Raw genomic sequence first — 15,957 nt, forward strand, 5'->3', positions numbered from 1 at the left:
GCCTGGGCTTGAGGCATGGGCACTGACACACCGACTTCCACGGAAGGGCACGGAGCGGCAAAGGAATTGTATTTTCTGGAGTGCGGCGGTATATTGGAAGCGGTTGGAAGATTGGGATTCGTCGAGAGTGTGTGGATTATGGGACGGTATGCCTGGTTGAAAAAATTGGGGCAAAGCCTGCTGCGGATTGCTGTTGCATTGAGTGTGTTGCTCGGGATTCCCGCATTGCTGTACTGGTTGTGGACTCCGGGAATTGCTGAGGCGGCGGGAAAGTTCGATCAGGGTCAGAATGCCGTGTGGCTGGGACATGGATGGCTGGGAGATGACTCGTGGTTTGAACGGAATTCCCGTGAGCCGGAACTTTTTCGTAGTTCCGGAAAGCTCACGGAACTGATGCGGCAATTGCAGTCGCAGCATATCCGGTTTGTGTATCCGCATCTCTGCCCGGCGCAATTCAACGGCGCGATCGCTCCTTATGACGATGCGCAGATGGAACGTTTTCTGGATGCGGCGCAGGAGTTCGGCATTGAGGTGATTCCGTGGATCGGCGGCGTTCTGGGGGAGTCCGCGCGGCTTGAAAACTGGCGTTGGCGCGACGGTTTCGCTGCATCCGTCAAGGAGTTGCTGGAGAAGCACCCGCGTCTGGCCGGCGTTCAGGTCAATATTGAACCGCTTCCCTCCGGCAATTCCGATTTTCTGTTGCTGCTGGATGAACTGCGGCCGGTCCTGAAGGGGCGGATCCTCGGTGTAGCCGCTTATCCGCCGCCGACTCGCTGGCATCCCCATGCGGATGTCCACTGGGAGTTGCCGTATCTTGCCGAAGTTGCAAAACGTTCCGACCAGATGGCGGTGATGATGTACGATACAGCCATTAAGCTGGAAAAATTTTATATTCGATTGATGACGCAGTGGACGCGGGAATTGCAGGAAATGTCGACCGGCGGCAATTGCAAGCTGCTGCTCGGTGTGCCGGCCTATGAGGATGCGGGTTCCGGTTATCATCATCCGGAGGTGGAAAACCTGACCTCGGCGCTTGCCGGAATTCAGGCGGCGGAACCGGGAGGAAATTACATCGGTTGCGCGATCTATTGCGAATGGGAGATGACGCCGGAAAAATGGCGGATATGGAATTCGCACTTTCTTCCGCAGCCGTGATGGAAAGCTTCGTTGCGCTCGTCATACGAAATGGATGCGGACCTCTTTCATATACCGGTCGCTCAGCACGGCGCCGAGGCGTTTTATGATGTTGCGTCGCAGTTCGAGGTCGACCGGCAGGTTCGGGTCCTGATGGGCTTCGTTGATCCGTGTCCCGACCAGGAATTCGATGATGTCGTTGCGGCGCATCAGCTCCACCAGCCGACCGGCGGGGTCGAGCTTGCTGAACTCATTGTTTTCCAGATAGCGGGCGGCGCGGGTCAGGGTGAAGATGCCTTCAGTGACCAGATCGGCGCCGGGCATACGGGAAAGCGGGGGCAGGTCGCCGCTGACGGTGTCGAGGTCGATGGTCAGCGGCCGGCCGAGTTCGCGGGAGATGATTTCGGCGGAGGTGCCGCCGGAGATCACCTTCGTCCCCTCGAACTCGCGGAAGGTGCGGGCGCATTCCGCATCGCGGGCCTGATCGAACGGCGGACCGGTGAACAGCAGCATCCGGCGCGGTTTGCGGAAGTAAAGGCAGGCGCAGGAGATATCGTCGGCGGGACGCTGGCCGGGCTCGTGGGCGACGGCTTCGCGCAGGATGCGTTCGGAAAGTTCCTGTGCGCAGATATCCGGCTGGGCCGCCACCTGCTCCGCCGCATATTCTTCGACGCCGGAGCCGCGCCAGCCGAGCGGAAAACGCGGCGTGCCGAGCCCGGCCTGCGTAACCCCGTCGGAAAAGAAGAGAACCCGGTCTTCCGCCTGGGCCTGAAAGGTATAGGCGGTCATGGCGCGTTCGCGGTATTTGGGCGAGGAAAACTCCCGCCCTTCGACCGGAAACGGCCTGCCGTGCCGCAGCAGCAGGAATTCCGGATTCCCCATCTCCACAATGCGGGTCACGCCGCCGAGGCGGGTGTCGACGATGGTGAAGGTCGCGTAGCTGATCTGCCGTACCTGACAGACCGGCAGCGCATCCATGATGATTTCGGCGGAGTGGACGATCTCGCGGTCCTCCGCGCTGAACCGCAGCGCCATCGTGGTGGTCATCAAAGCGAGGATGTTCGCCTTTACTCCATGTCCCAGTCCGTCCGCCAGCACCGCCAGCAGCCGTTCTTCGGCCGGAATCCGCTTGAAGGCGACCGCATCCCCGCAGGCTTTTTCCTGAAAGTGGCAGCACTGGCTGAAGCCGGTGTCGATGAAGAGGTTGCCGGTGGTCAGATTCATAACGGCTGTTCCTCCGGCGGCGGTTCGGGCGGGATCAGGGTTTCATCGGCGTAGTCGTCGGCGATGGAACGGAGCAGGAGCTCGGTATCGGCCATCTGTTCGCCGAGGCGGCAGGCGATCTCCTGCACGGTGGCGAGGTTGCGGTCGATCACTTCCCGGGCGCGCGCGGCGATCTGTTCGCGGCGCAGTTCGGTGCTGGTCACGTCGAACATCACCGCGCCGATCACCTCGCCCGGCTCGATGTTGAAAATGTTCACGTTGAAGAGCCGCTTGCCGCACTTCAGCGAATCGCGGCGCACATCGCGGCCGCTCTGCAGAGAGGATTCAAAGAGCGCGTAAAAAGGGACGATCCGGCTCAGGTCGGCTCCTGCCAGCCCCGGGCAGGCGTCGAAGGCTTCGACCGTATCCGCACCGAACAGCTCGGCGAAATTGCGGTTGCATTCGATGATCTGGAGCTTTTTGTCGGCGATCACCACGCCGGAGGAGATGCTGCGCAGCAGCGCATTCGCCTTTTTCTGCGCCTGTTTTTTCAGGTAGGAAACGCACATTGACGGCTCGGCGTGGCCGGAGAGCAGCGCCTGCGCGAAGTTGCGGCAGGTATCGTAGCCGCAGCCGTCGCAGTTGAGTTCGTCTTCGGGACAGGTCTTGCCGATGCTCCGCAACGCGGCGACGATATCGTTTCCCGCCGGAACCGGGGCGGCGACCGCGTCGCCGGGAAATTTCGCATGGATGCTGCCGGAGGTGCTGCGTTCGCGGGGACGGTCGGGCCACCGGGTGTGGCGCAGCACCCGCAGCCGTTCGAGCAGGCCGGGGGAGTCATGTTCGGCGCAGGGGCCGTGCACACAGCCGCCGGGACAGGCGAGCATTTCGACGAAAACCGCCTCTCCTTCCGGCATCCCTTCGAGGCCGCCGAGCGCCAGTTTCAGGTTGTCCAGCCCGGTCAGCGTCGCGTAGTGGACTTCGGAACCGGCGGTTTGGAACCGGATGGTGTCGTTCATGCCGCCTTCGACCGGATACTGCGCCCCCTCCTCGGCTGCTTCGGGCACGAATCCGTCGGCGGGATCGGCGGCCAGCCGTTCGGGATCGATCGAAGCCTCGCGGAACATCTGGCGCAGTTCGGGGTAGGTGACCGCGAGATTGAGCAGCTCCGGATTGCGGTCCGCCTCATTCTTCTTGCCGATGCAGGGGCCGATGAAAACCACCCGGATCCCGTCCCCGTACCGGTCGCGCAGCATCCGGGCGTGCGCCATCAGCGGCGAGCCGACCGGTGTGATGCAGCCGGCGAGATGGGGCAGGTATTTGCGCACGAAATCCACCGCGGTCGGGCAGGCCGACGAGAGCAGCAGCCCGGCGGAGCCGCCATCCAGCTCTTTGGCGACCTGCGCCGAAACCAGTTGCGCGCCGAGCGCGGTTTCACTGACTCCGGCGAAGCCGAGCTGCTTCAGCGCCCGGATCAACTGGCCGGAGGCCACGTTCTTGAATTCGCTGACCCACGACGGCGCCAGCGAGGCGTAAACGGGAGCCGGTTCGGAGAGCAGCAGCCGCAGCCGTCCGGTGCCGTTGCGCACCTGCTTGGCCTTGACCGGGCAGACTTCGACGCATTTGCCGCAGGCGACGCAAAGCTCCGGAATCACGGCGGCGTGGCCGTCGCGGACCCGGATCGCCTTGACCGGACAGTGGCGGACGCATTTGTAACAATCCTGGCATTCGGCTTCGATGGTATAAACCGGATAGGCGTGGGTCATGGTCTACCGCTCCTTGAGTTTGGCTTCGAGGAGGTCGATCAGCGATTCGGAGTCGACCCGTTCAAAATTTTCACCGTCGATGCTGAGGTTGGGGCCGGTGCGGCACTTGCCGACGCAGCCGCGGCCGGTCAGCGTGCAGTCGATCCGGTGTCCGGCGAGATACTCCTCGATGATTTTCAAATTGCGCTTGTTGCCGCGGGCGAAACAGCTGCTGCCCATGCAGATCACGATGGTGTGCTTCATGGATTCTCCTTGCGTTCCCGGAGTTTTTCTGCGAGTTTGACCGACAGTACCGCGAGATCGCCGCCGAGGTTGACCCGTTGGCGGATGATGTGTTCGGGGAGCTGCAAAGTGTGGGCGGTGAAGTTCCAGATCGCGAGGATGCCGGAATCCACCATCAGTTCGGCGGTTTTCTGGGCGTCGTCGTCCGGCACACACAGAATGCCGATGTGGATGCCGAGGCGGCCGGTATAGTGGGCGAAATGGGAGAGGCCGAATACCGGAACTCCGTGAATCTCCAGCCCCTCCTCCACCGGGTCCGGATCGAACGCCGCGACGATTCTGACCCCGTAGGCGGCGAATCCGGAGTAACCCAGCAGCGCCCGCCCGAAGTCGCCGGTTCCGACCAGAAACGCTTCGGAGCTGTTCTTCCAGCCGAGGAAGGTTTCAATTCCGTCGATCAGCTCCTCCACCCGGAAGCCGACGCCGGGGGAGCCGACCACGCCGAGCATCTCCATGTCCTTGCGGGCGATGATCGTGTCGATGTGCAGGGCGCGGGCCAGCGCCGGGCTGGCGACCCGCAGTTGTCCTTCCGCCTGCAGCCGTTTGAGTTCCCGCAGATAGGCGGGCAGCCGCTTCAGGGCCGGTATGCTGTAAACATTGCTCTTTTTCATTTCCTCTCCCGGAAAACTTCGGAACCCTGTATAAAAAGAAGATAGCCAGTTATATCGGAAAGTCAAGCGCCAGGAAATGGCAGGCAGCGGCAAAAACATCGAAAAAAATGGAAAATTTTACTTTTGCCTCTTGCTTTTTGCCGTGAAATCGGGTATAATTATCCATGTGCTACAACGATGAAGCAGAATTGGAATCAAGAATGGTCAGGAAGAATTCAACGGTAACTCTGAAGGATATCGCGCAGGAGCTGGGGCTGTCGGTCAAAGCGGTTTCGACCGGGCTGAACGGCACCGGGCGGCTGTCGCCCGAAACCCGCAAGAAGATTCAGGAGGCCGCCCGCAGGATGGGGTACACGCCGAATGTCGCGGCCCGGTCGCTGGTCACCCACCGCAGCAGCTTTATCGGAGTGCTGGTGCCGTACCTGAACAGCAGTTTTTTCGGCAACATCATCGCCGGTATCGAGGAAGTGGCGGGAGAACACGATTTCACGTTGTTGCTCGATTCGCTGGATTGCGATGAAAACCGGCAGCGGCGGGTGCTGTCGCGGCTGATGCAGCGCAATGTGGACGGCATCATCCTGTATCCGCAGCGCCACCAGCTCGGACTGGCGGAGAGCCTGAAAGCGATCGGCGTGCCGGTGATTCAGGTGATGAACCATTTCGCCGAATTCGGCGAATACGCGGTCATGGTGGACAACCTGACCGGCGGGCGCGAAGCCACCGAGCACCTGATCGGGCTCGGCCACCGGAAAATCGGTTTTATCGGCCATGACGACGAGTCGCCCGAACTGGTCGCGCGCCATCGCGGCTTCGATGCGGCGATGCGGGCGCATCGGCTCGGAACGGAGTGCTGCTGCAAGTGTTTCATGTCGATCGAGTCCGGGCGGGAGGCGGCGCTGGAACTGCTGACGGCGCATCCCGAAGTGACCGCGCTTTTCGCCGCGTCGGATGTGGCGGCGCTGGGGGCGATCCGGGCGGCGCTGGAATTGGGGCGCAGGATTCCGGAGGAGCTGGCGATCATCGGCTTTGACGATCTGGAGATCGCGGCCAGGCAGATGGTCTATCCGTTGAGCACGATGGCGCAGCCCAAGGAGCGGATCGGGCAGTTGGCGGCCCGGATGATGCTGGACCTTTTCGCCGGGAAAACGGTGGAATCCCAGTTGCTGAACGCACCGTTGGTGGTCAGAAAGACGACAAGGAGTTAAAACGATGAAAAAGAAGCTGTTCCCGATGCTGTTGTTGCCGCTGCTGCTGGCGGCGGAGGATTTCGAGGCTTACCCGGACGCCGCGGCGCTGCGGCGGGTCTGGCTGGAGTTCGATGCGGGCAATCCCGCGCCGGAGTCGGTCGGATTCGGCACATTGAACGGCAAGGCGATGCAGGTGACGGCGGCGCGCGATTACTCTTTGCTCTACCGGGAGATGGAAAACCCGCTCGGCGCGAAGGCCGCCGGGATCAGGCTGGCCGTGAAAGGCGACGCCTCGAATCCGGCGGATGCGGTGCTGACTGTGGCGGTGCGCGCCGGCAAGGGCGGCGCCGACCTCGGCCGCATGGTGATTCCGCTGCGCTCCGGCGAGGCGCGGACGGTCACGGTTCCGGTCGCCGGGCTTGGAAAGCTGGACAAATTTGCGGTGCTGCTGATGTTCAACAAGATCGGCGGATCGTTGACGGCGGCTGTTGATGACATTGCCGTCGTCGCGGCGGAGCAGCTGGTGGTGGACGGCTTTGCGCAGGCTGCCGACAGCGCGGCGCTGCGGCAGGCGTGGCCGGGCTTCGATGCCGGGAATCCGGGACCGGAGCAAATGGAACTGGTGACCGTCGGCGGCAGGCCGGCGATGCGCTGCGTGACCGGAGGCCGGACCTATGCGGTGGTGAAGCACGCGGTGGAGAATCCGGCTCCGGGCAGGGCGTCGGGATTGCTGATCCGGCTGGCCGGCGCTCCCGGCAATGCGAAATCCGGCGTGATCGTATTCGGCGCGCGCCGCGACGAGGGGCAGCCGAACTTCGCCGAAGTGCAGATCGTGCCGGCGGAGAAGGCGGGGGAGTATGTGTTGAATTCCCCTGAATTCGCGAAGCTGGACCGGTTCCTGATCGTGATTTCATTCCACAAGACGGCAGGCCAGTTCGATGTGACGGTGGAAGAGGTGGCAGTGCAGTGCCTGCGGTAAGGTTCACTCCGAAGCGGAGGCGGAACTCCGCTTTTTCAAGGAATATCTGCTTCAACCTTGAAGCAACAAGAAAGGATGCCGACCATGAAACGACATTTTACCTTAATTGAGCTGCTCGTAGTGATAGCGATCATCGCCATTCTAGCGGGAATGCTGCTACCTGCGCTGAACCGGGCGCGGGAGAGCGCGCACGCTTCGAGCTGCCTGAGCAACCTGAAACAACTGGGCTCGGGGATGATGCTTTATGTGGATGCGAATGACGGGATGCTGCCGCCGATGAAGCGGATTGTGGATGGAAACGCCGCCTGGTGGACCGAGTATCTGATCGGAAATAAAATGATTACGGGCGGGGTGATGGGCTGTCCCTCCGTGAAGTCCGAAACGATCAATTGGAAAAACGTTTCGGAGGCTGACGCCTTTACCGGCAATGTGAATTTCGAGTGGCCGCATTATGCGTTGAATGAATCCTGCGCTCCTTATATGAACGATAACTTCGTGTCGCGGAAGCTGAGCCGGGCGAAGTCGCCGTCGATGACCCTGAGCAATGCGGATACGGCCAGCGGCAACAGCAGCGGCGGGGTGCGGATGTTCACTCCGAACCTGATCCAGCAGTACAACACGACCGGCAGTTTTTCGATCATCGACCTGCGGCACGGACAGGGAGCGAATGCGCTGTTTCTGGATGGTCACGCCGCTTCTCGGAAATCTTCGACGAAGTTGCCGATCAACTATTCGTCGGATGACAACCCCTACAAAAATGCGTTTGAAGGCGACACCCAGTCGCCGGAGCCGGGAACGCTGTGGGGTTTCTGATGAAGTTCGGTATGGTGCCGCAGGCGCTCCCGGGGAGTGACCGGGGGGAGAAGGCGGCGGTATTCAACCATAAGGATATTCGTCCGGCACTGCCGGAACCCGAAGAGTTCAACGAATTCTGGCGCAGCGGGTTGGCGGAGGTTGCGGCAGTGCCGGCGGATGTTCGCCGGAAGCGGATCGAAGCGTTGTGCGACGGTCGGCGCGAGGTGTGCCGGATCAGCTTCGCGACGGTCGGCGGCGGGCGGATCTACGGCTTCCTGACGCGTCCGGCCGGGGCGGGGCCGTTTCCGGCGCTGGTGTCGGTGCCGGGGGCGGGGCCGGGAACCGGGCCGGATGCGGAATCGGCAAACGAGGGCTTCGCGGTGTTGTACTGCAATGTGTTCCCGTATGAGACGACCGAGGATTGTGCGGAAAATGAACGGCGTTACGAGGCGTTCAACCGGGAAGGGCTGTATATTTACCGGGGCGCGGAGTCGCCGGAACGCTGCCTGATGCGTTCCGCGCTGCTCGGAATCGGGCGGGCGGTGGAGTGGTTCGCGGCCCAGCCGTTCGTGGATGCGGACCGGATCGGCGTTTTCGGTTCGAGCCAGGGCGGCGGTTTTGCGCTGATGCTGGCCGGGCTGGTGCCGCATTTCCGGGCGGCTGCGGCGAATGTGCCCGCCTTCTGCGACTTCGGCGGCGAAAAGAGCGGCTGGCCGCAGTTCCGGCGACACGGCTTCGACCGGATGCAGCTTTTCGACGCCGCGTATTTCGCGGCCCGGATTCAGTGTCCGGTGAAGATGATCGCCGGATGGCGCGACGAGGTGTGTCCGCCCGAATCGGTCTACGCCGCTTACAACTGCATCAATGCGCCGAAGGAGATCATCGACGAACCGTCGATGGCGCACGAGATATGGCCGAGCTACGGCCGTTTGCAGCAGTGGCTGAGAGAGGAATTGAAAGGATAGGCAATGGAAATTTCATTGAAACTGCTGCCGGTTTCGCCGGTCAGTTGCCGGGCGCCGGTGGATGCGCGCTATGCGTTTCGCGGCGCGGCTCCGGCGGAACTTCGCCTGACGCTGGCCGGGCGCGAGGTGATGCGGCGGAAGCCCGGCGAACCGAATGCGGCGGGGTGGTATTCCGGCGTGCGGAAGCTCGACCTGACCGGGATGGCCGGCGGGGTGGAACTGAAGTTCGAACTGCTGGATGAAGCCGGGAACACGATCGCCGCCGCCGTCCGGCCGCTTGAAGTCGTGGATTCCGAAACCCGTTCCACCGGGCGGATCGACGGCGCGTGGTGCGGGCTGTACCACTGGAGCGAGGAGGAGGGGCGGCTCTGGAACCGGGAGCTGCGGAAGTTCACCGCCGCCGACTGGCGGGAGCTGATCCGGTCGATGCACCGGATCGGGATGGATGTGGTGATCCTGCAGGAGCTGTTCCGCAATCAGGAGTATTACGGCAGGCACCGGATGCCGGAAACGGGATACCGGGGGCGGGCGTTCTATCCGTCGGAGCTGTTTCCGGGGCGGATGGAGATCGGCTGCCCCGATCCGGTCGAAGCGATCCTCTCCGCCGCCGACGAGCTGGAAATGGCGGTGCTGCCGGGGATCGGGATGTACGCATGGTTCGACTTCACGCCGGAGTCGCTCGACTGGCACTGCCGGGTGGCGCGCGAGGTGTGGAAACGCTACGGGCATCACCGTTCCTTCTACGGCTGGTATATCTCCGAGGAGGTGTTCGGCGACCTGAACCGGGGGACGAAGACGCCGGAGGAGATCGTCGCCTTTTTCCGCGGATTCGGCAAACTGCGCGACGAACTCGACCCGACGCTGCCGGTGATGCTGGCGCCGAACTGTTTCGGGGTACCCTCCGCGCTCGACAGCTGGAAGCTGCTGGCGCGCGAGCTGGATATCCTGTGCCCGTTCGGCTTCAACCGGATGCCGGAGGGGGACCTCGCGCCGGAGCAGGCGATCGCGCTGATGCAGTCGATCGCCGACGAAAACGGCGCGCATCTGTGGCTGGATATGGAAATCTTTCTCTTCAAGGAGGATATGGCCCTCTATCCGCGCCCGGTCGACGAAATCTTTTACGAGCTGGAGAACTACCGGAGCTTTGAAAAGGTGCTCTGCTACCAGTTCCCTGGCCTGTTGAACGCCCCCGGCTCCCGGCTGACTCCCGGCGGGCCGGACACCGTGAAGCTCTATTGCGACTACCGGAGGAGAATCCATGCTGACTGAGAAACTTCTGGCGATCGACCCCGTGATCATCGCCGTCTATCTGGTCGTTTCGCTGCTGCTCGGCATTTTCGGCAGCAGGCTTCTGGGGATGAACAACTCCAAAGAGGACGACTACTATCTGGCCGGGCGCAAGATGCCCGGCTGGCTGAACGGCATGAGCGTGGCGGCGACCGCGTTGAACAGCGATGTCGCGCCGCTTTACTGCGGCATCGCGGTGGTGACCGGGCTTTCCGGCTGCTGGTTCTTTCTCTCCCGCTTCGGGATGGCGCTGCTGCTGGCGGCGATCCTGTTCGCGGTGCGCTGGCGGCAGATGGGAATCAGGACCGGCCCGGAATTTTTTCATCTCCGGTTCGGTGCGGGCAACAAATTCGCGCGGGTCTATTCGTCGCTGACCTCGGTGCTGATCGGCATGGTGCCGTGGATCGGCGCGGGACTGATCGGCATCCATCTGGTCGCCGCCCCGATCTTCGGGATCGACAGCAAGGCGGTCACGCTGCTGATCGTGCTGCCGCTGCTGACCGTCTACGTGTGGACCAGCGGCCTCGCGGGCGTGCTGCTGACCGACGCGCTGCAGGGCTTCGTGATCCTCGCGGCCAATCTGGTGATGGTCGGCGCGGTGCTGTGGGCGTTCGGCGGCCCCTCCGGGCTGGCGGAGGCGGTGATGAGTGCGGCCGGGCCCGAAACCGGCGGCGCGATCCTGTCGATCCTGCCGCAGGCGGGCAATCCGGTATTAAGTCCGCTGAGCATTTTCGCATGGATGCTGATCGTGTCGGTCGGCGCGGGCAGCGCGGTCGGCGCGGACGGCCAGCGGCTCTTCTCCTGCCGCAGCAACCGCGAGGCGGCGAAGGTCGGCATCTGGGGCGAAGTGATCCTGTTCGCGATGCTGCTGATGCTGATGCTGCCCGCGATGGGGCTGCTGGCGCGCCACCCCGAGTTTTACACGGCCTCGCCTTCGGAGCGGGAGTTCGCCTACGGAAAGATGCTCTCGGAATTTCTGCCCAGAGGCGGCGTCGGCCTGACGGTCGCGGCGCTGCTGGCGGCGGTGATGAGCACGATTTCAACCCATCTCAACTACGGTTCCCAGACCTTGCTGAACGATGTGTGGCGGCCGCTGGTCGGCGAACCGAAGCCGGGCCGCGAGGTCTGGATCGGGCGGCTGCTGATGCTCGGCATCGCGGTGCTGTCGGTCGGGGTGGTGTTCGCCGCCGATTCGCTGCTCGGCATCGCGGTGGTGGTGCTCGGAGTTTTCGGCACTTCGGCGGCGTTCGGCTGGGCGCAGTGGTGGTACTGGCGGATCAATTTCAAGGGGTGGTGCGCGTCGGTGGTCGCCGGGCCGGTGGTCTACCTGATCTGCGGGCGGCTGCTGCCGCTGATCCCGTGGTGGGCCGCCGAAATCGCCAGAGGCCCCGCCGAGGCGCAGAATATGCAGCTGCTGCAGGCGGTGGTCGCGCTGGCGGTCAACACCGGCATCTGGCTCGCGGTCACCGTGCTGACCAGACCGGAGGATATGGAGGTGCTCAAGGAGTTCTATCTGCGCGCCCGTCCGATGGGATGCTGGGGGCCGGTGCGCCGCGCGCTGATCGCCGAGGGGCGGCTGCCGGAAGAACCCGCGCCGTCGCTGATCCTGCCGGGCGTCGGCGTGGCGGCGGTCGGCTTCGCGATGATCGCCGCCGGAGTATTGACCGCTTCGACGCTCTACGTCGGCAAGTACCTGGAGGCCGCATTGTGCGGCGCCGCCTGTCTGGTTGCCGGAGTGATTTTCAAAATGATTTTCAACCGTTACATTTCACGCCTGACCGTAAGTCGGGAATCATAGAAAGGATTTATTGCCATGCAGATAACCGGAACTTTCCTCGATGAGATCAGCCACGACATCCCGCACCAGAACTGGGGGCGGGCCGAGTGGGACCGCGACTTCGCGTCGATGAAGTCGATCGGCATCGACACCGTGATCCTGATCCGCTGCGGCCACCGCCGGTTCATCACCTATCCGTCCGGATACCTGATGGAGCGCGAGGGGTGTTACAGGCCGTCGACGGACCTGGTGGACCTGTTCCTCGATCTCGCCGAAAAGTATGGCATGAAGTTCTATTTCGGGCTGTACGACTCCGGCAAATACTGGCACAACCACGAGTGCGAACGCGAGATGGAGATCAGCCGCGCGGTCGCCGACGAGGTGTGGAGCCGCTACGGGGAGCGCAAGGCTTTCGGCGGTTGGTATCTGAATTTTGAAGTCAGCCGCGCCTTCGCAGGGATCACCGAGCTGTATGCCGGGATGGGGCAGTATGTGAAGCAGCTCTCCGGCAACCTGCCGACGATGATTTCGCCGTACATCGACGGCATCAAGCTCGCGGTGCCGGGCGAGGAGCTGTATAAGGAGGATTCCATCGGCATCGCCCAGCACGAGAAGGAGTGGAACGAAATCCTCAAGGGGATTCAGGGCGCGGTCGACATCGTCGCGTTTCAGGACGGCCATTGCGACTATCACGAGCTGGCCGACTACCTGCGGGTCAACAAAAAACTGACCGATCGTTATGGGATGACCAGCTGGACCAACTGCGAGAGCTTCGACCGCGATATGCCGATCCACTTCCTGCCGATCAAGTGGGACAAGATGCTGATGAAGCTGGAAGCGGCAAAGGCCGCCGGAATCGAAAAGGCGATCACCTTTGAGTTTTCACACTTCATGAGCCCGAACTCCTGCTACCGGGCCGCCGGCCATCTTTTCGACCGCTACTGCGAACACTTCAACCTGGCCGGGAGGTGACGGTGAGAAAACTTCTGTACATCACTCTGTTGAGCACGGTTCTGCCGCTGGCGCTGCCGGCGGCGGTCGAGGATTTCAAAAGCTACTCCGACACGGAGGCGCTCAGGAAGAACTGGACCGGCTTCGGCGGCGGAAACCCGGCTCCCGCAGTGGTGCTTTCCACGCTGGACGGCGTTCCGGCGATGGAGCTGACAACTGCGGGAGGCCCCGGCGACAAGGTGATCGTGCGCGAACTGGCGGTACGGCCGGGCGAACGGCTGGCCTTTACGATGCACTCCGACGCGAAGAATGCGCCGGGAGCCTACGCGTATGTCGCGCTGCGTTCCGACCGCAACGCCGGGAATCTGGTGCTGCACGATTTCAAACTCGTGCCGGGACAACCGGTCAAGGTGGAGATTCCGAACGAGGGGCGCTTCAACTGGCAGGACCATCTCGCGCTGCTGATCTGCCTGCACGACGCGGGCGCGCCGATGCGGGTCACGGTCGGCGCGATCGACCTGCCGGGAGCGGCGGCGGTACGTGAATTCCACGATACGCCGGAGGCGCGCAAGGCGCGGCGGGAAAAACTGCTGTACGGCCGCACCACTCAGATCGACACTGCGTTTCCGTACTATCACAACCGCTCCAATGAAAGCATCGCCTCGGAGCTGCGGGTCAACGGTTTTGACGGCGTCTGGTACTACACCGGCATGGATACCGGGCTGCGTTCCGGGCTGGTCGGCGAGATGCAGCGCCAGAAGCTCGGCGTCGGGCTGATGACGCTGCCGAGTCTGGTCTACTGGAGCGAGGCGCAACTGGCCGAACGGCTGCCCGCCGGCTGGCGCGACTGGCTGATCGAATTCACCGGCAGGGAGATGGACATCTACCGCTTCATCGGTTTCGTGTACCCGGAGTACAACCGGTGGTACAAAAACTACCTGAACGGCATGTTGGCCGGGCACGGCTTCGACGCATTCACTTTCGCCGAAATCATGTACCCGATCTACGACGGCCCGGAGAGGAACCCGCCGTTCTACGGCGACGTCAGCCCCGGTTTTCAGGCGGCGTTCAAGGCGGCGACCGGCAACGCGAAGTTCCCGAACTTCACCGATCCCGCCGACCCGGACTATTTCAAAACCAATACCGGACTCTACCGGCAGCTGGTCGAATACCGGGTCAAAACCATCGACGACTTCTACGACGACATCATCAACGGTCCCGGCGGGGCGCGCGAAACGGCGCCGGGGATTCTTTTCGCGACCTGGACGCTCGGCATCAACATCCCGGACGGCGTGGCGAAGCTGCGCGAATGGGAAGGCAACGATATCGTCGCGATGATCCGGCGCGTGAAGCCCGATCTGCACTTCATCCAGACCCACGCGCCCGACTGGGCGAATCCGGCGCTGCCGGGGGATTATCCGCTGGCTTACAAGCCCTTTTTCGACGCGGTGCGCACGGCGAATCCCGACGTGAAAATCGGAATGCAGGCGGACCTCGGTTCGCTCGGCCCCTCCCGCCGCGACCCGGCATGGCAGAAGCTGTTCTACGACGCATGCCGGGAGGCGGGAGTGGACACCACCACCTATTATGAATTCGGCCTGCGCTGGGAGATCTATTCGCTGCCGCCGCGCCTGTGCGAAATCCGCCGCGACGGCGACACGCTCTCGCTGGTGTTCGACCAGCGGCTCGGCGCGGAATCCGCAAAGCTGATGAAAGGGCGCGAGCTGAAGGGAAAGGAGCGTTCCTGCCGGATCGCGGAGTGCCGCTGGGACGGCAACCTGCTGCGGCTGAAGCTCGATACGCTCCCGGCAGTCGGCGAGGTGCTGACCGTGCCGGTCGGCGGTGTGGCGGACGATCCTGCGGTGCGTTTCCCCGCCTCCAACGTGGAGCCGATGCCGCGCGGCCCGGTCAACACGATCCCCGCCGGGACGGAAGTGACGCTGCCGGTGCTCGACGGCTCTTTTTGAGGTTGAAAAACGGCGTCGCCGCTTGCGATTGTACTGTTGCTCTCCTATATTACAGCAAAAACAAGGAGGAAAAATGGCAACCGTATACAATCTTGGAATCAGCGGCGCGACCTCGGCGCAGGTATTGCGCGACGAACTGCCGCAGGCATTGGAACTCAAGCCGGAGTGGGCGGTCGTGATGGCCGGCACCAACGACCGGATCAACTCTTACGCTCTGGTCCCGGCCTCGGAATACGAGGCGAACCTGCGCCGGATCGCGGAGCAGCTCGCCTCCGCCGGAATCCGCGTGATGCTGATGACACCGCCCCCGTGCATCGAGGAGTATTTGTACACCCGCCACCCGAAAGCGGCCTACGGCGGACACACTCCCGCCGACCGGCTGCTGGAGGCGGGAGCGATCGTGAAAAAGCTGGCGTCGGAGTTCAACGCCCCCTGCGTCGACGTTCATGCGGTGATCGGAACCGACCCCGCCAATCTGATCCGCACCGTCGCGAATTGCGGCCAGCCGGACGGAGTGCATCTGCTGCCGGCGGGCTATCGTGCGATCGCCGAAGCCGTCTTCGCGAAATTCCGGGAACTCGGAATCCGCCCCGCCTCCGTGGCCTGTCTCGGCGACAGCCTTACCTTCGGCCATCCGCGTGTCGAAGGCGGCACGCCGGAGAACGGGACCTATCCGGCTGTGTTGTCCGCAAAACTCACGCTCCTTTCATAGGCCAGGGGGATTTCGTTTTACAATTCTTTTACAATCATTTTGCATTCTCTTGACAACTTTTCCGTTTTTCGGGTTATCTTGAATCGTGTAAGGAGTCTGGGTGTGGAACAAGTTTGAATGGAGGGTGCGAGGATGAAAAAGCATTGGATGACCGGTGTGGGGCTGTTGCTGGGCGGGCGGTGACATTGAAGGTGGCGGCTGCCGCAGAGAAACTGGCGGACGAGTCGCGGAAAATGGAGCAGGCTTCTGCCGAACCGGCACGGTACAAACAGCTTCTCAAGGAGCTGAAGGGGCGCGCCTGTCAGGGGCGGAACAGCCGGAGTTTCCGGCAGTAGCTGGAA

15 protein-coding genes are annotated in these 15,957 nt (G+C 62.7%); 11 read left to right on the plus strand and 4 right to left on the minus strand.

From position 1 onward, the window contains the following. Positions 1 to 198 precede the first annotated feature (198 nt). On the plus strand, positions 199 to 1,155 hold the full coding sequence (locus tag C8D82_RS17740; RefSeq protein ID WP_133245276.1) for a glycoside hydrolase family 18 protein: 957 nt from the start codon (positions 199 to 201) through the stop codon (positions 1,153 to 1,155). Positions 1,156 to 1,176: 21 nt separating this feature from the next. On the opposite strand, the gene C8D82_RS17745 is transcribed toward C8D82_RS17740, so the two are convergent. From C8D82_RS17745 to C8D82_RS17760, 4 genes are read right to left on the minus strand one after another with little or no spacing between them, the layout of a single operon-like run. Continuing rightward, the gene (locus C8D82_RS17745; RefSeq protein ID WP_116885631.1) at positions 1,177 to 2,358 is read right to left on the minus strand and encodes a SpoIIE family protein phosphatase; all 1,182 of its coding nucleotides are present in this window, start codon (positions 2,356 to 2,358) and stop codon (positions 1,177 to 1,179) included. Next, positions 2,355 to 4,103, minus strand: a complete 1,749-nt coding sequence (locus C8D82_RS17750) for a [Fe-Fe] hydrogenase large subunit C-terminal domain-containing protein (protein WP_116885632.1) — start codon at positions 4,101 to 4,103, stop codon at positions 2,355 to 2,357. The genes C8D82_RS17745 and C8D82_RS17750 overlap by 4 nt, the downstream gene beginning before the upstream one ends. 3 nt (positions 4,104 to 4,106) lie before the next feature. Further along, positions 4,107 to 4,346: an NAD(P)H-dependent oxidoreductase subunit E gene (locus tag C8D82_RS17755; protein ID WP_116885633.1), complete on the minus strand. Its 240-nt coding sequence runs from the start codon at positions 4,344 to 4,346 to the stop codon at positions 4,107 to 4,109. Beyond that, positions 4,343 to 4,996 carry a redox-sensing transcriptional repressor Rex gene (locus C8D82_RS17760; protein WP_165833171.1) on the minus strand — a complete coding sequence of 218 codons (654 nt, stop codon included), beginning with the start codon at positions 4,994 to 4,996 and terminating at the stop codon, positions 4,343 to 4,345. Before C8D82_RS17760 ends, C8D82_RS17755 begins: the two co-directional genes overlap by 4 nt. Before the next feature lie 200 nt (positions 4,997 to 5,196). On the opposite strand from C8D82_RS17760, the gene C8D82_RS17765 reads away from it, so the two are divergent. The 10 genes from C8D82_RS17765 (at position 5,197) to C8D82_RS21395 (ending at position 15,951) form a co-directional block, all read left to right on the plus strand. Next, positions 5,197 to 6,201, plus strand: coding sequence for a LacI family DNA-binding transcriptional regulator (locus tag C8D82_RS17765; protein WP_165833172.1), 1,005 nt, complete (start codon positions 5,197 to 5,199; stop codon positions 6,199 to 6,201). Positions 6,202 to 6,205: 4 nt separating this feature from the next. Next, a complete protein-coding gene (locus C8D82_RS17770) occupies positions 6,206 to 7,162 on the plus strand; it encodes a hypothetical protein (RefSeq protein ID WP_116885636.1) in 957 nt (318 codons plus the stop codon). A gap of 84 nt (positions 7,163 to 7,246) precedes the next feature. Further along, on the plus strand, positions 7,247 to 7,975 hold the full coding sequence (locus tag C8D82_RS21390) for a prepilin-type N-terminal cleavage/methylation domain-containing protein (protein WP_206212639.1): 729 nt from the start codon (positions 7,247 to 7,249) through the stop codon (positions 7,973 to 7,975). After that, positions 7,975 to 8,922 carry an acetylxylan esterase gene (locus C8D82_RS17780; RefSeq protein ID WP_116885637.1) on the plus strand — a complete coding sequence of 316 codons (948 nt, stop codon included), beginning with the start codon at positions 7,975 to 7,977 and terminating at the stop codon, positions 8,920 to 8,922. Before C8D82_RS21390 ends, C8D82_RS17780 begins: the two co-directional genes overlap by 1 nt. 3 nt (positions 8,923 to 8,925) lie before the next feature. After that, positions 8,926 to 10,191, plus strand: coding sequence for a DUF4434 domain-containing protein (locus tag C8D82_RS17785; RefSeq protein ID WP_116885638.1), 1,266 nt, complete (start codon positions 8,926 to 8,928; stop codon positions 10,189 to 10,191). Continuing rightward, positions 10,181 to 12,007, plus strand: coding sequence for a sodium:solute symporter family transporter (locus C8D82_RS17790; protein WP_116885639.1), 1,827 nt, complete (start codon positions 10,181 to 10,183; stop codon positions 12,005 to 12,007). The genes C8D82_RS17785 and C8D82_RS17790 overlap by 11 nt, the downstream gene beginning before the upstream one ends. Positions 12,008 to 12,022: 15 nt before the next feature. Next, positions 12,023 to 12,958 carry a DUF4434 domain-containing protein gene (locus tag C8D82_RS17795; protein ID WP_116885640.1) on the plus strand — a complete coding sequence of 312 codons (936 nt, stop codon included), beginning with the start codon at positions 12,023 to 12,025 and terminating at the stop codon, positions 12,956 to 12,958. 2 nt (positions 12,959 to 12,960) lie between these two features. After that, positions 12,961 to 14,904 (plus strand): hypothetical protein, encoded by a 1,944-nt coding sequence (locus C8D82_RS17800; RefSeq protein ID WP_116885641.1) that lies wholly within the window; start codon positions 12,961 to 12,963, stop codon positions 14,902 to 14,904. A gap of 73 nt (positions 14,905 to 14,977) precedes the next feature. Further along, positions 14,978 to 15,616 carry an SGNH/GDSL hydrolase family protein gene (locus C8D82_RS17805; RefSeq protein WP_116885642.1) on the plus strand — a complete coding sequence of 213 codons (639 nt, stop codon included), beginning with the start codon at positions 14,978 to 14,980 and terminating at the stop codon, positions 15,614 to 15,616. 191 nt (positions 15,617 to 15,807) lie between these two features. After that, positions 15,808 to 15,951, plus strand: coding sequence for a hypothetical protein (locus C8D82_RS21395; protein WP_165833173.1), 144 nt, complete (start codon positions 15,808 to 15,810; stop codon positions 15,949 to 15,951). Positions 15,952 to 15,957 lie beyond the last annotated feature (6 nt).

Origin of the sequence: Victivallis vadensis (assembly GCF_003096415.1) — a bacterium.
Taxonomy (GTDB): Bacteria; Verrucomicrobiota; Lentisphaeria; order Victivallales; family Victivallaceae; genus Victivallis; species Victivallis vadensis.